The sequence below is a fragment of the Frigoribacterium sp. CF331 genome (genome assembly GCF_057787905.1).
Genome location: NZ_CM173545.1, coordinates 2,859,908 through 2,874,473 on the forward strand (window position 1 = coordinate 2,859,908; position 14,566 = coordinate 2,874,473).

At 71.7% G+C, this 14,566-nt stretch carries 11 protein-coding genes; 4 read left to right on the forward strand and 7 right to left on the reverse strand.

Annotated elements, in window-relative coordinates:
• Positions 1-129: 129 nt before the first annotated feature.
• Positions 130-1,653 (forward strand): MFS transporter, encoded by a 1,524-nt coding sequence (locus tag AC3CCI_RS13270; protein ID WP_354592934.1) that lies wholly within the window; start codon positions 130-132, stop codon positions 1,651-1,653.
• 54 nt (positions 1,654-1,707) lie between these two features.
• On the opposite strand, the gene AC3CCI_RS13275 is transcribed toward AC3CCI_RS13270, so the two are convergent.
• From AC3CCI_RS13275 to aroA, 4 genes are all read right to left on the reverse strand, one after another.
• Complete coding sequence (locus AC3CCI_RS13275) at positions 1,708-1,848, reverse strand: hypothetical protein (RefSeq protein WP_354592933.1); 141 nt, start codon at positions 1,846-1,848, stop codon at positions 1,708-1,710.
• A gap of 330 nt (positions 1,849-2,178) precedes the next feature.
• Positions 2,179-2,958 carry an inositol monophosphatase family protein gene (locus tag AC3CCI_RS13280; protein WP_488628694.1) on the reverse strand — a complete coding sequence of 260 codons (780 nt, stop codon included), beginning with the start codon at positions 2,956-2,958 and terminating at the stop codon, positions 2,179-2,181.
• Between the two features lie 560 nt (positions 2,959-3,518).
• The gene (gene rsgA / locus AC3CCI_RS13285; protein ID WP_488627468.1) at positions 3,519-4,649 is read right to left on the reverse strand and encodes a ribosome small subunit-dependent GTPase A; all 1,131 of its coding nucleotides are present in this window, start codon (positions 4,647-4,649) and stop codon (positions 3,519-3,521) included.
• A 38-nt stretch (positions 4,650-4,687) separates the two neighbouring features.
• Positions 4,688-6,103, reverse strand: coding sequence for a 3-phosphoshikimate 1-carboxyvinyltransferase (gene aroA, locus AC3CCI_RS13290; RefSeq protein ID WP_488627469.1), 1,416 nt, complete (start codon positions 6,101-6,103; stop codon positions 4,688-4,690).
• Between the two features lie 96 nt (positions 6,104-6,199).
• On the opposite strand from aroA, the gene AC3CCI_RS13295 reads away from it, so the two are divergent.
• Both AC3CCI_RS13295 and AC3CCI_RS13300 read left to right on the forward strand, forming a co-directional pair.
• Positions 6,200-6,889, forward strand: coding sequence for a sigma-70 family RNA polymerase sigma factor (locus tag AC3CCI_RS13295; protein WP_354592930.1), 690 nt, complete (start codon positions 6,200-6,202; stop codon positions 6,887-6,889).
• Positions 6,886-7,131 carry a zf-HC2 domain-containing protein gene (locus AC3CCI_RS13300; RefSeq protein ID WP_056257171.1) on the forward strand — a complete coding sequence of 82 codons (246 nt, stop codon included), beginning with the start codon at positions 6,886-6,888 and terminating at the stop codon, positions 7,129-7,131. Before AC3CCI_RS13295 ends, AC3CCI_RS13300 begins: the two co-directional genes overlap by 4 nt.
• Before the next feature lie 110 nt (positions 7,132-7,241).
• On the opposite strand, the gene AC3CCI_RS13305 is transcribed toward AC3CCI_RS13300, so the two are convergent.
• Both AC3CCI_RS13305 and AC3CCI_RS13310 read right to left on the reverse strand, forming a co-directional pair.
• Positions 7,242-8,642, reverse strand: a complete 1,401-nt coding sequence (locus AC3CCI_RS13305; protein WP_488627470.1) for a LamG-like jellyroll fold domain-containing protein — start codon at positions 8,640-8,642, stop codon at positions 7,242-7,244.
• A 45-nt stretch (positions 8,643-8,687) separates the two neighbouring features.
• A complete protein-coding gene (locus AC3CCI_RS13310; protein ID WP_488627471.1) occupies positions 8,688-9,266 on the reverse strand; it encodes a hypothetical protein in 579 nt (192 codons plus the stop codon).
• 139 nt (positions 9,267-9,405) lie between these two features.
• On the opposite strand from AC3CCI_RS13310, the gene AC3CCI_RS13315 reads away from it, so the two are divergent.
• Positions 9,406-9,846 carry a GNAT family N-acetyltransferase gene (locus AC3CCI_RS13315; protein ID WP_488627472.1) on the forward strand — a complete coding sequence of 147 codons (441 nt, stop codon included), beginning with the start codon at positions 9,406-9,408 and terminating at the stop codon, positions 9,844-9,846.
• An 888-nt stretch (positions 9,847-10,734) separates the two neighbouring features.
• Here the strand turns inward: AC3CCI_RS13315 and AC3CCI_RS13320 are convergent.
• The gene (locus AC3CCI_RS13320) at positions 10,735-14,496 is read right to left on the reverse strand and encodes a multifunctional oxoglutarate decarboxylase/oxoglutarate dehydrogenase thiamine pyrophosphate-binding subunit/dihydrolipoyllysine-residue succinyltransferase subunit (RefSeq protein WP_354592927.1); all 3,762 of its coding nucleotides are present in this window, start codon (positions 14,494-14,496) and stop codon (positions 10,735-10,737) included.
• Between the last annotated feature and the right edge of the window lie 70 nt (positions 14,497-14,566).

The window sequence follows — 14,566 nt, forward strand, 5'->3', positions numbered from 1 at the left end:
CGCCTCCTCGGCTCCCGGTCTCCTCGACCGAAGGGCCCTGGAGGCGAGGGTCGGCCCGCCCGGGCCGCCCCCGTTCCGCAGCCACTCGCGTCGTTGCAGGCCGTGCACGGTGTATGACGGAACGATCCCATGACGAAGACATCCGACACCCCTGCCCCGGGAGGCGCCGACTCGCCGCGCCCCACGTCCGCCGCCCGCTCGGAGGAGGACCGCCAGAAGTGGCGCGCCTTCGCCGTCTGCGTCGGCGTCGCCGCCCTGACGATCCTCGACCTGTCGAAGGTGAACGTCGGGCTGCCCAGCATCGAGGCCTCGCTCGGCGCCGGGCCCACCGCCCTGCAGCTGATCGTCGCCGGCTACGCTCTCGCGTTCGGCCTGTCGCTCGTGCCGTCCGGGCGACTCGGCGACCTCAAGTCGCGCCGCATGATGTTCGTCATCGGCCTGACCTCGTTCACGGTCGCCAGCCTGCTCTGCGCCCTCGCCCCGACCATCGAGCTGCTCGTCGCGGCGCGCATCCTGCAGGGCGTCGCCGCCGGCATCCAGATGCCGCAGGTGCTCGGGCTGATCCAGCAGCTCTTCCAGGGCAAGGAACGCGGCCGAGCGTTCGGCTTCTTCGGCGCCATCATCGGCGTCAGCACCGCCTTCGGCCCGACCCTCGGCGGTCTGCTGATCGCGATCGGCGGCCCGGAGGACGGTTGGCGCCTGCTGTTCTGGATGAACATCCCGCTCGGCCTGATCGCCATCTTCTTCGCGCTCAAGCTGCTGCCGAAGACCCGGACGGCCTCGAACGGCCACAACGAGCTCGACCTGTTCGGCATCGTGCTGCTCGGGCTGACGATCTTCACGCTCATGCTGCCGTTCGTGCTCACCACCGGGCAGGGCGACGACCCGCTGCGATGGCTGTTCTTGATCGGCTTCGTCGGGTTCGGCGCCGCGTTCGTCTGGTGGGAGCAGCGCTACAAGGCGAAGGGCAAGTCGCCGGTCGTGCACTTCAGCCTGTTCTCGCTGGCCTCGTACCGCAACGGCACCCTGATCGCCACGGTGTACTTCTGCGCCCTGCCCGCGACGTTCCTGCTGACGACGCTCTACCTGCAGCAGGGGCTCGGCCTCGAACCCGTCTACGCCGGCATGGTGACCATCCCCTTCGCGCTGACCAGCGCCGTCGCCGCGTTCTACGGCGGACGCCTCGTCGACCGCCTCGGCCGCAGCCTGGTCGTGCTCGGTCTCGTCCTGGTCGCGGTGGGCTTCGTCGCCCTGCTGCTCGCCGCCGTGCTCACGCCCCGCGAGATCACGCCGTACGCCATGGGCGTCGGCATGCTGATCGCCGGCACCGGAGGTGGCTTCGTCATCTCGCCGAACCAGACGCTGACCCTCGCCGAGGTACCCGTCGAGATGGGCGGCGTCGCCGGCTCGATGGGGCAGGTCGGGCAGCGCGCCGGCACGGCCATCGGCACGGCGGCGGCGGTCTCGACGTTCTACTCGGTCATCGCCGGAGCCGGGGGAGCCGCCGGGTCGGACCTCGGCGTCTACCACGAGGCCTACCGCAACGGCTTCTTCGTCACGATCGCCCTCGTGGCCGTGGCGCTCGTGCTCGGGCTGATGGACCTGCGTGCCCGCAAGAAGGGGCGCGTGGGCCAGGCGGCCGAGGCGTCGTAGGCGAGGGGCCCGCGCAGGTGGGCCGCGCCTCCCGGGTGTGCGGCGACCGGTGCGTCAGAGGCGGGCGAACGCCTCGACGACGTAGCTCGTGACGTCGACCTGGCGGGTGCCGGGCAGCGTGATCGAGGCGGGGTCGACCGACCCGGTGGCCGTGCTGGTCGTGGCGGAGACGGTGGCGGCGGGCGTGACGAACATGGAGGGCCTCTCGGTCGGCGGGTGGGGCGGTCGGTGGGGGCTGTTGCCGAGGCCCGCCGCCCGTGACAGGGACACGGGTGGCGGAGCCCCTGACGTCCCTGCCCGAGCTGCTCGGTGCCCCTGGCGGGGCCGGTGACGTCGTGCGACCAGTCAAGCCGTCCGGACGTTGCGTGAACATGAGCGCAGGGCTGAGCTGCCCTCCGTCGCAGGGATGAATCTCGACCGCCGTCATCCCGCCACGACGTACACGAGCCGCCACGAAGTACACGAGCCGCCACGCAAGAACGTGGCGGCTCGTGTCCTTCGTGGCGGCGTGAGCTCGACCTCGGTTCAGGCAGGAGGCGCGGCCACGATCCCGAGGACGGTCTCGTGCAGCAGCCCGTTCGTCGCCATCGCCGTGCCGTGCCACGGGCCCGGACGGCCGTCGGCGCTCGTGAAGCGACCGCCGGCCTCCTCGACGACGACCGCCACGGCCGCCATGTCGTACGGCTGCAGGTCGAACTCGCCCGCGACGTCGACCGCGCCCTCGGCGACGAGCATGTACGACCAGAAGTCGCCGTAGGCGCGGGTCCGCCACACCTTGCTCGTCAGGTCGAGCAGCTGCGGCAGGCGCCCGGCGTCGATCCAGTAGTCCAGCCCGTTGAAGCTCAGCGAGGCGTCGGCCAGGTCGCGCACGCCCGAGACGCGCAGCGGCCCCTCGTGCTCGGTCGAGAACGCCCCGCCGCCCTGGGTCGCCCACCAGCGTCGCCCCAGCGCCGGGGCGCTCACCACGCCGACCACGGGCACCCCGTCGACGACGAGCGAGATCAGCGCCGCCCAGACCGGCACCCCGCGCAGGAAGTTCGCGGTGCCGTCGATCGGGTCGACGACCCATTGGCGGTGCGACGGGGCGTCGTGGCCGTACTCCTCGCCGTAGAAGGTGTCGTCGGGACGGGCGGCGGCGACCCGCTCACGGATCGCCCGCTCGACGGCCTGGTCGGCGTCGGTCACGTGCGAGCGGTCGGGCTTCAGCGACACGTGCAGGTCGGCCGAGCGGTAGCGCTCGGTGCTGATCGCGTCGGCCAGGTCGGCCAGCTCGAGCGCGAGCGCGAGGTCGTCGGCCCACGCCACCGCCCCCGCCGGGTCGGCCGCCGCGGTGCGGACGCCCGTCGTCGTCGGGTCGGCCGCCGGGGTGCGGGCGCCCGTCGTCGTCGGGTCGGATTCGGGTTCGGATTCGGACGAGGAGGCGCGGGTCGGCTCGGCAGCATCGGTCACCCCGTCAGCGTACCCAGCCCGCCCTGCCCAGCCCGCCCTGCCCGCCCGCCCTGCCCGCCCGCCTGCCCAGCCCGCCCTGCCCGTCCGCCCTGCCCCGGCCGCCCTGTCCGTCCGCGACCCGCCCGCGAGCCCCGGCCCGCGCCTCCTGACCCACCGCACCGCGTTTCGTGCACGGCGCCGCGACTAGTCCCGGTGTGCTGCACCAACCGCGGTGCGACGTCTTCGGTGGCGCGGAGCCGCGCACGGCACGGCACGGGCCCACATCAACCGGCAGGGGCGGGCCCACCGAACGTCGTCGCACCGCGTTTCGTGCACGGCGCCGCGACTAGTCCCGGTGTGCTGCACGAAACACGGCGCGATGCCGCACGGCCGGCCACGGCACGGACCGGCCGGGGGCGGCGCGACGCCGGAACGCGCTAGCCGAGCTCGTCGCTGCGCGCGTCGTCGGCGGCGGCCGCCAGGTCGCGTCCGCTCACGCCGCCCTTGGACGCGAGCAACGACTGCAACGACTCGAGCCGCTCGCGGCCGACGTCGCCGAGCTCGCCGGCCTCGATGCGGTCGACGATCTCCCAGTCGTGGGCCTCGGCGAGCGGGATGCCGTCGACCGGCTCGCCCTCGGCGGGGATCGCGTGTGCCGCGAACGACTTGAGGATGTTCTCGGGGTCGACGTGCCCGAGGCCGAACGAACGGACGCCCGGGGTGTCGACGATCCAGCCCCCGGTCGGCACCTTGAACGAGACGGTCGACGACGAGGTGTGCCGCCCGCGTCCGGTCACGGCGTTGACCACGCCCACCTCGCGCCGCGAACCGGTCAGGGCGTTGACGAGCGTCGACTTGCCGACGCCCGAGTGCCCGACGGTGACGGTCACGTGGCCGTCGAGGACCCCGCGCAGCTCGTCGAGCGCGGGCGAGACCCGCCCGCCCGGCGCGACCTCGTCGAACGAGGTCGACGTCGTCGTGACGATGCGCAGGTCGAAGCACGAGAAGTGCGCCGCGAACGGTGCCGGGTCGGCGAGGTCGGTCTTCGTGATGCAGAGGATCGGCTCGACCCCGGCGTCGAACGCCGCCACCATGTAGCGGTCGACCAGGCGCGGTCGGGGCTCGGGGTCGGCGGCCGCCACGACGATCAGCATCTGGTCGGCGTTGGCGACGATGACCCGCTCGACCGCGTCGCTGTCGTCGGCGCTGCGGCGCAGCAGGGTCGAGCGCTCGTGCACCTTGACGATGCGGGCGAGCGAACCCTCGGAACCGCTCGTGTCGCCGACGACGCCCACGCGGTCGCCCGTGACGACGCTCTTCTTGCCCAGCTCGCGGGCCCGGGCCGTCGTGATCTCGCGCTCGTCGGGGGTGCCGGCGTCCATCAGCACGCCGTACCGGCCACGGTCGACCGTCCAGACGACGCCCTCTTCCGCGTTCGCGTAGGCCGGCCGCTGCTTCGTGCGCGGCTTGTTGCCCTTCGGGTTCGGGCGCACCCGCACCGAGCTCTCGTCGTACTGGGCGTAGTCGCCCTCGTCGTCGGCCTCGTCGCCGTCGGTCCACCAGCTCATCGTGCCCCGCACCCGCTCGTCGTCATGGGCCCGGATGCCTAGAGGAACCCGAGCAGGTCGATGTCGGCGGGGCTCTCGTGCACGGCTCGGCCGAGCATCTCGTCCCACAGCTCGACGAACTGCGGCAGCGTCTTCGCGACGACGCGCACGTCGTCGAGCTCGACGCCCTCGACCGCGAGCCCGATGATCGCGGCGGCGGTGGCCATCCGGTGGTCCTCGTAGGTGCGCCACTGGCCGGCGTGCAGCGGGGACGGCTCGAGGCGCAGGCCGTCCTCGAGTTCGGTCACCGCGCCTCCCAGGGCGTTGATCTCGGCGGCGAGGGCCGCGAGCCGGTCGGTCTCGTGCCCGCGGAGGTGGCCGATGCCGGTGATCGTGCTGGGGCCCGAGGCGAGGGCTGCCAGCGCGACGAGGGCGGGTGCGAGCTCGCCCCCACGTGACAGGTCGACGTCGACGCCGGGCAGCGAGCCCCCTCCGATCAGGCCGACCCCGCCGTCGACGGTCAGGGTGTCGCCGTCGAGCGTGACGGTCGCACCCCAGAGGGGCAGCAGGTCGATCAGGTCGGCCCCGACCTGGGTCGTCTCGGCGGGCCAGTGCGCGATCGAGACCGTGCCGCCGGCGACGAGAGCTGCCACGAGGAACGGTGCCGCGTTCGACAGGTCGGGCTCGATGACGACCTCGCGGCCCTGGATCGGCGTCGGCGGCACGACCCAGACGCCGGTCGACGGCGACTCGACCTCGACACCGCGCCGGGCGAGGGCGTCGATCGTCATCTCGATGTGGGGCAGGCTCGGCAGGCGGTCGCCGCTGTGGGTGAGCGTCAGCCCGCGCTCGAACCGCGGGGCCGAGAGCAGCAGGCCCGAGACGAACTGGCTCGAGGCCGACGCGTCGATCTCGACGTCGCCGCCCTCGACCTCGCCCGTGCCGTAGAGGCTGAAGGGCAGGGAGCCGCGTCCGTCGTCGTTCACCTCGACGCCCAACGCCCGGAGGGCCTCGATCGTCGTACGCATCGGACGCTTGCGGGCGCTGGCGTCGCCGTCGAACGTGACCGGGCCGAGCGCCAGGGCCGCGACCGGGGGCAGGAAACGCATGACGGTGCCGGCGAGCCCGCAGTCGACGGTCGCGCCGCCCTGCAGCTCGCCGGGGGTGACGACGAGGTCGGGGCCGAAGGGGGAGTCGGCCGGCGTCTCGGTGACGGTCGTGCCGAGCGCCCGCAGCGCCTCGACCATGAGGGCCGTGTCGCGCGAGTGCAGCGGGAGGCGCAGCGTCGACGGCGACGAGGCCAGCGCCGAGAGCACCAGCTCGCGGTTCGTCAGCGACTTCGAGCCCGGCAGGGCCGTGGAGGCGCGCAGGGGGCCGGAGGCGGTGGGCGCGACCCAGCGCCCCTCGTCGACCTCGGGAACCTTGCCGTCGCCGTAGGGAGAGAACTCGGGCCCGGAATACCTGTACACCTGCATCGGTTCACCACAGTAATGCAGCGAGAACCTGGAGGACCTGTGCCTGTCGCACTTGCACCGAGGGAAATCACCGTCGCCGAACTAGAATCGGCCCTGATGAGCACCCCCGAGGGCCACGAGCCCACACCGACCACGACCGACGTCGAACCGACCGAGGCCGACGTCGACGCAGCCCTCGAGGCCGTCGACGCCGACGTCGAGAAGCGCGCGATGTTCGAAGAGCAGGCCCTGCCGTTCATGGACCAGCTCTACGCCGCGGCCATGCGCATGACGCGCAACCCGGCCGACGCGTCCGACCTCGTGCAAGAGACCTTCGTCAAGGCGTACGCGGCCTTCGCGCAGTTCCAGCAGGGCACCAACCTCAAGGCCTGGCTCTACCGCATCCAGACCAACACGTTCATCAACACGTACCGCAAGAAGCAGCGCGACCCCTACCAGGGCACGATCGACGAGTTGGAAGACTGGCAGATGGGTGGCGCCGAGTCGGCGACCCGCGCCTCCGGCTCGACGCGCTCGGCCGAGGCCGAGGCGATCGACCACCTGCCCGACAGCGCCGTGAAGGACGCCCTGCAGAAGGTCCCCGAGGACTTCCGCATGGCCGTCTACTTCGCGGACGTCGAAGGCTTCTCGTACCAAGAGATCGCCGACATCATGAAGACCCCCGTGGGCACCGTGATGAGCCGCCTCCACCGTGGCCGTCGCCTGCTCCGTGAACTCCTCGCCGACTACGCACGCGATCGCGGCATCGCCGTGCCCGTCGGCTCGTCGAAGGGCGGAAAGAAATGACCGACTGTGGTTGCACCAAGGCCAAGGCAGAGCTCGAAGAGTACCTGCACGACGAACTGTGTCGCGAGGACGCGGCCGACATCCGCGAGCACATGGCGAACTGCGTCGACTGCGAGGGCGAGCACAAGGTCGGCGTCGTGCTGACCGAGGCCGTCCAGCGCGCCTGCCGCGAGACCGCGCCCGAAGACCTGCGCGCCACCGTGCTCGCCCGGTTGCGCGAGCTGCAGTCCGCACACCGCTGAGACGGTCGTGGCGTCGGTGACCGGCGCCGCGCCTCCTCGATGAGACCCGGGGTGACGCACGACGCCCGCCGCGACCCCTCGATCGAGGAGGTGCGGCGGGCGTCGTCACGTCAGCGTCCGGCGGCGAAGTGCTGGCGTACCGCGGCCGCGTCGAGGGCCGTGGCGTAGACGCGGGCCGTGTCGAGGTCGCCCACGAAGCGGAACGACGCGGGCTGGAACGGCCAGCCGTCGAGCGACTCGCGGCTGACCCGCCACGACCCCTCGTAGGACTGCAGGGTCGCGGCGTCGCTCCGGCCGGCCTGCTTCTCTCCGTCGAGGTACAGGTCGAGGGCCCCCGGACGGAAACTGCCGACGGCGTGGTGCCACCGACCGTCGGCGACGCCGGTCGTGCTGACGACGGCGAAGCGCCACCCCGACGAGCCCTGGACGCCGAAGCGGAGTCTGCCGTCGGAGTCGATGTACAGGTGCCTGTCCTTGAAGGGCGATGCCGGTGCGGTGCTCGAGCTGAACCCGATCAGGCGGCCGCCGACGTGCGTGGTGCGGAACCAGATCTCGACGCTGAAGGTCGACGGTGCCGACGCCACGACCTGCGACTGGACGCGCCCGTCGGTGTCGTCGACGTGCAGCGACGGGTTGTCGGGGCACGGGCCGTCGTTGCGACGCGGGTCGTCGAGCATCGTTCCGGTCTGGCCGTGGCCGCTGACGTCGAGCACCGTGGTTCCGCGGGGTTCGCCGAAGTCCCAGGCGAGGACGGGCGAGTCGAGCTGCGGGCCGGCGAAGCAGCCGGGGAAGGTCGACGTCGACGCCGAGCCCGAGGCGTGGGTCGGAGCGGAGAAGACCGCGCCGCTCGACGGAGCCGACGAGACGAGGGCCAGGGACAGGACGGTCACCGCGGCGGTCGTGCGCGTGAGGCCGGCCCGGCGGTCGACGTCGTCCGCGCCGGGTGCGGGCGATCCGACCTCCCACCGTGGGCGACCGCAGCCGCGGCAGGGGAGCCCGAGTCGAGTGTCCCGGTCGAGACGGGTGAGCACGACGGCGACCCCGGCCGCGAGTGACAGCAGCGCCAGCGGGGCGACCTGGCCGGTACGCGCCCACAGCCCCGGTACGCCGACCCAGGGCACCCGGAGCGCCCCGACCCCGTGCACGGCGGCGGGGTCGACGGGAGTGCTGTCCGTCGCGGCGTTGGCGTCTCCCCGGAGGCGCAGCCCGGCGTCGTCGATGCGCTCGAGACGGTGCAGACGCAGCCGGCCGTCGTGGTCGGGGTCGTCGACGAGCAACACCTGCCCGGGCACGACGTCGTCGCCGGCGACGGGTGCCGCGGCGACGACGTCACCGGCCCGGACGCTCGGGGCCATCGAGTCGCTGCCCACCGTGGTGACGTGCCAGCCGAGGACCGCGGGCACGAGGCACCAGGCGGCGAGCATCAGCGCCGTCCAGAGTGCGGTGCGTGCCGCCGCCGCGAGTGCGACGACGGGAAGGTCGCCGGGGCAGCGTCGTCGGGGGTCGGTCATCGAGTGCTCCCTGCTCACGATGGGTGGGGTGACGCGTCGTGACGGTCAGTCGTTCTGGGCTTCCCAGACGAAGGTGGTGCTGACCGCGGCCTCTTGCACCGTGTTGTCGGCGTTCCGGTCGAGCTCGTAGCTGATGCGGTACGTGGTCGACCCGGTTCCGTCCGCCGTCCAGTCGCCGAGGCCGGTGTCGTAGGACGAGTGGTTCGCGAGGCCGGCGAGCGTGTCGTCGAAGTCGGCGGCCCCGGCCGGCGTGAAGCTCGAGCAGTCGGAGCCGCTGAGGGTGCCGCGCTCGACCTTCATCTTCAGTGCCGTACCAAGCTGGTCCTGGTCGTCCGTCGCGGTCGTGTAGAGGCGCACCGTGCTCGGGCCGCTCGTGTCGGCGGTGACGGTGATGCAGTTCTCGTCGGCGTCACCGGGCATGAGGCCGGCGACGTCGAACAAGGCCTGGTCGGCGTCGTCGTCGCTGATGGCGACCTTGCCGGACGTCCAGTTGTTGTTCGCGTTCTGGGTCGTGGCGCTGAAAGCCGCGTACGACGTGGTGGCGACGACGACCCCGCTGAGCAGGACGGCGAGGGGCAGGGCGGCGTAGCCGGCGCGACGGGTGGAGCGGGCTGAGAGGTGCATGTCGGTCCTTCTGAGATCGGCAGGAGCTTCGGATGGTCAATGCTGCATTTAAAATACTAACTGACACTCATTTCCGTGACAAGCCGACCTGGTCGGGTCGGTGCGCCCCTCGGGCTGCTGCTGCGCTAGCGTCAGGGGCATGACCGCTCCGGTGCAGCCCCTCGGCATCCCGACCGCCAGCGACCTCGACGACCTGGTGTCGTTGATCGGCCTGCTCGGCTACTCGCTCGACTCCGACGTCCTCTCGGCCCGACTCGACCGTCTGACGTCGGAGTCCGGCTACGAGACCTGGGTCGTCCGCGACGCCGACGAGCGCATCACCGCCGTGGCCGGGGCGCACCTGCGCTGGGCCTACAACGACGACGCGCCCACCGCCGAGCTCTTGCTGCTGGTGGTCTCGGACCGTGCCCGTCGTGACGGAGTCGGGTCGCACCTCCTGGGTCACGTCGAGGCCTGGGCGCGCGGCAACCGCGCGCGCGTCCTCAACGCCGTCTCGGCCGCTGCGACCGACTCGGCGAACCGCTTCTACCGCAAGCGCGGCTACCACGAGGCCGGCGTCCGCTACTCGAAGCTGATCTGACCGCCCCGCGAGGCGGCTCCTGCCGCATCGTGTGCGCGTCGGTCGGTTCGTCGAACGGCGTGACACCTGCTCGGCATCGGTTCGGCCTGGCCCGCGCCAGTGAGCCCGCGCGGTGAGCCTGCGCGGTGAGCCTGCGCGGTGAGCCTGCTTGGTGAGCCCGTGCGGTGAGCCCGCGCGGTCTCGCGCTGCCCACCTCGTGGTCGGCAACTCAGGACATCCGCCCCCTCGAGGGCCTCGGGCGGGGCCTGTGCCGGCTCGCGACGAAGGCCGCGGTGCCCCGCTCGCTCGTCGGCGACTCAGGACATCCGCCCGCCTGAGGCTCCCCGCGACGATTCGAGTCGGTCGTTCTCCTGACTCGTCGACGTCGTCGCGACCGCCGTGTGCCTCTGACGCGCGAGCCCGCCGGTCCGTTCACGGACGTCAGGTCGGGTTGCCCGACGCGGGCGGTCGTGGTCGGCGACTCAGGAGATCGGCGCGGTCGCGGCGCACAGGTGCCCGAGATGCGGCAGGACTCCTGAGTTGCCGACCTGGGTCGGGCCCGGGGCGAGGGGCCCGGGGGGAGGGGGCCGGGGCGAGGGCGGGCCCGGGGAAGGCGACCCAGGGGGAGTGAGGATGCCAGCTGACGTGCTCGGTCGAGTCGGGCAACTCAGGAGATGGGCTCGCTCGCGGAGCGTAGGCGCCACTGAGGCGGCAGAACTCCGGAGTTGCCGGAACCCGAGTCGGGTCCGGGGGGCGCGGGGCGCGGGGTGCGGGGGAGCCGGAACCCGAGTCGGGTCCGGGGGGCGCGGGGCGCGGGGCGCGGGGGAGCAGGAACGCGAGGTGTCCCAGACGACCGTGGCCGCGCCTCCTGGAGGAGGCGCGGCCACGGTCGGGAGCGGAGGCGAGCGTCTAGAAGTCGAGCGCCTCGGCGATCAGGGCCGCCTGCTGGACGGCGCTGGCCTTGTTCGACCCGGCGGCCGGCGAGGCCGACGCGGGACGCGACGCGACGCGGATCTGCCGGTCGAGGTGCTTCTGCAGCTCGAGCACCACGAACGGCCAGGCGCCCTGGTTCTCTGGTTCTTCTTGGGCCCAGACGAGCTCGGCCGAGGGGTAGCGGTCGAGGACCTCCGTGATGCGCTCGAGCGGCAGCGGGTAGAGCTGCTCGAGGCGGACGAGCGCGACGTCGTTCTGCACGCCCCGCTTGTCGAGCTCGGTGGCCAGGTCGTAGTGGATCTTGCCGCTGTGCAGCACGACGCGCTTCGTCGACCCGGGCTCGGTGACCCGGGTGCAGTCGAGCACCGGCTCGAAGCGACCCGACGTGAACGCGTCGACGCCGCTGGTCGCACCGCGCAGCCGCAGCATGGCCTTCGGGGTGAAGACCACGAGCGGACGGCGGGGCCGGGCGTATGCCTGGCGCCGCAGCAGGTGGAAGTACGACGCCGGCGTGGACGGTCGGGCGATCGTCATGTTGTCTTCCGCGCAGAGCTGCAGGAAGCGTTCCATGCGTGCGGACGAGTGGTCGGGGCCCTGGCCCTCGTAGCCGTGGGGCAGCAGCAGCACGACGCTCGACCGCTGGCCCCATTTCTGCTCGGCCGACGAGATGAACTCGTCGATGACCGTCTGGGCGCCGTTGCTGAAGTCGCCGAACTGGGCCTCCCACAGCACGAGCGCGTCGGCGCGCTCGACCGAGTAGCCGTACTCGAAGGCCATGGCGGCGTACTCGCTGAGCAGCGAGTCGTAGATCCAGAGCTTCGCCTGGTTGTCGGCGATGTTCTGCAGGGGCAGCCACTCCTGGCCGTTCTCACGGTCGTGGAGCACCGAGTGCCGCTGGACGAACGTGCCACGGCGGCTGTCCTGCCCGGCGAGCCGGACGGGCGTGCCCTCGGTGAGCAGCGATCCGAACGCGAGCAGCTCGGCGAAGGCCCAGTCGATGCCCCCGTTGCGACTCATGTCGACGCGCTTCTTGAGCAGCTGCTGCAGCTTCGGGTGCACCGAGAACTCGGCCGGCGGGTTGTCGTGGGCGTCGCCGATGTCGTGCACGAGTTCGAGCGGGACGCCGGTGCTCTCGGGCTCGCCGCGCGCGTCGTCCTGCTGGGCGACGGGTCGCTCGAGGTCGGCGACGTCGCCGTCGTCGCTCGTGACGACGGGGATCGACCCCGTCTGGGCCGCGTGCGTCTCGGCGAAGGCGCGCTCGAGGCGGTCCTGGAAGTCGCGGTGGGCACCGTCGTACTCGTCTTGCGTGATGTCGCCGCGACCGACGAGGGCCTCGGTGTAGAGCGTGCGCACCGAGCGCTTCTGCTCGATGAGGTTGTACATCAGCGGCTGGGTCATCGACGGGTCGTCGCCCTCGTTGTGACCGCGACGGCGGTAGCAGACGAGGTCGATGACGATGTCGCGCTTGAACTGCTGACGGTAGGCGAAGGCGAGCTCGGCGACGCGGGCCACGGCCTCGGGGTCGTCGCCGTTCACGTGGAAGATCGGTGCCTGGATCGTCTTGGCCACGTCGGTCGAGTAGACCGAGGTGCGCGACTCGGACGGCGGCGTCGTGAACCCGACCTGGTTGTTGATGACGATGTGGATCGTGCCGCCGACGCGGTAGCCGCGCAGCTGCGACATCTGCAGGGTCTCGACGACCACGCCCTGACCGGCCATGGCCGCGTCGCCGTGGATCAGGATCGGCAGCGTGCCGAACACGCCCGCGGCACCTCGGTCCTGCTTGGCGCGCACGATGCCCTCGAGCACGCCGTCGCCGGCCTCGAGGTGCGAGGGGTTCGCGGCGAGGTAGACGGGGATCGTCTCGCCCACGGCGCTCGTGAACTCGCCCTCGGTGCCGAGGTGGTACTTGACGTCGCCCGAGCCCTGCACGGTCTTGGGGTCCTGGGTGCCCTCGAACTCGCGGAAGATCTGGCCGTACGTCTTGCCGGCGATGTTCGTCAGCACGTTCAGGCGGCCGCGGTGGGCCATGCCGATCGCGACCTCGTCGAGGCCCTCGCGGGCGGCGTGCTGCATGACCGTGTCGAGCAGCGAGATCGTCGACTCGCCCCCCTCGAGGCTGAAGCGCTTCTGCCCGACGTACTTGGTCTGCAGGAAGGTCTCGAAGGCCTCGGCCTCGTTGAGCTTCGCGAGGATGCGCATCTGCTCGTCGTGCGACGGCTTCGTGTACGGCACCTCGAGGTGGTCTTGGATCCACGTGCGCTGGGCGGGGTCCTGGATGTGCATGTACTCGACGCCGATGGTGCGGCAGTAAGAGTCGCGCAGGATGCCGAGGATGTCGCGCAGCAGGGCGTGCGTCCGGCCGCCGAGGCCGCCGGTGACGAACTCGCGGTCGAGGTCCCAGAAGGTGAGGCCGTGGCTCTCGATCGCCAGGTCGGGGTGCGTGCGCTGGCGGTACTCGAGCGGGTCGATGTCGGCCATCAGGTGGCCGCGCACGCGGTAGCTGTTGATCAGCTCTTGGACGCGGGCCGTCTTGCTGACGCGCTCGGCCAGGTTGACGTTGATGTCGGCGTTCCAGTGGATCGGCTCGTACGGGATGCGCAACGCGGCGAAGATGTCCTCGTAGAAGCCGCGCTGCCCGATCAGCAGCTCGTGCACCTTCTTGAGGAACTCGCCCGAGCCGGCGCCCTGGATGACCCGGTGGTCGTAGGTGCTGGTGAGGGTGATGGTCTTGCCGATGCCGAGCTCGACGAGCGTCTTCGACGCCGACCCCTGGAACTCCGCCGGGTAGTCGAGCGCGCCGGCGCCGATGATCGCACCTGCACCCTTCATGAGTCGCGGCACGCTGTGCACGGTGCCGATGCCGCCCGGGTTGGTCAGCGAGATCGTGTTGCCCTGGAAGTCGGCGGCGGCGAGCTTGTTGTCGCGGGCCCGCTTGACGATGTCCTCGTAGGCCGTCAGGAACTCGCCGAAGTGCATCTCCTCGGCCTTCTTGATGCCGGGCACGAGCAGGGCCCGGGTGCCGTCGGGCTTGGGGATGTCGATGGCCAGGCCGAGGTTGACGTGCGCGGGCGTGACGATCGACGGCTTGCCGTCGACCTCGTCGTAGAAGACGTTCTGGCTGGGGAACTCCTTCAGGGCCTGGACCAACGCCCACCCGATGAGGTGGGTGAACGAGACCTTGCCGCCGCGGGCGCGCTTGAGGTGGTTGTTGATGACGATGCGGTTGTCGATCATGAGCTTCGCCGGGATCGTGCGCACGCTCGTGGCGGTGGGCACGCTCAGGCTGGCGTCCATGTTCGTCGCGAGCGACTTGGCCATGCCCCGCAGCGGTGCGACGACGGCCTCGGCCTCGGGCGTGGGCTGCTCGCCGGGCGTCGCGGGCTTGGCCTTCGCCTTGTCGGGCACCTGGGCCGGGATCGGCTTGGCCGACGGCTCGACCGAGGTCGTGCGGGCGGCGGACTTCTGGCCGCTGGGTGCGGACGCCGCCGCCGGGGCGGCGGGAGCGTCGGCGGGCGCAGGAGGCGCGGGTGCGGTCTCGACGGACGGTGCGGCCGGCGACGTCGGAGCGGCCCCGCCCTCGGCCGGCGTGTAGGCCTCGAGGATCGGCCACCACGACTCGTCGACCGAGTGCTTGTCGACCACCCACTGCTCGTAGAGCTCGTCGACGAGCCATTCGTTGGCCCCGAACTCCGCCGCAGCGCCGTCGTCAGTTGTACCGGTCACGTGGCTTGACACAGCCGATCGCCCACTCTCCGTTGATTGTTGATCAGTGCGTGGGCGGCGACGCCCACCTGGCCCAGCTTAA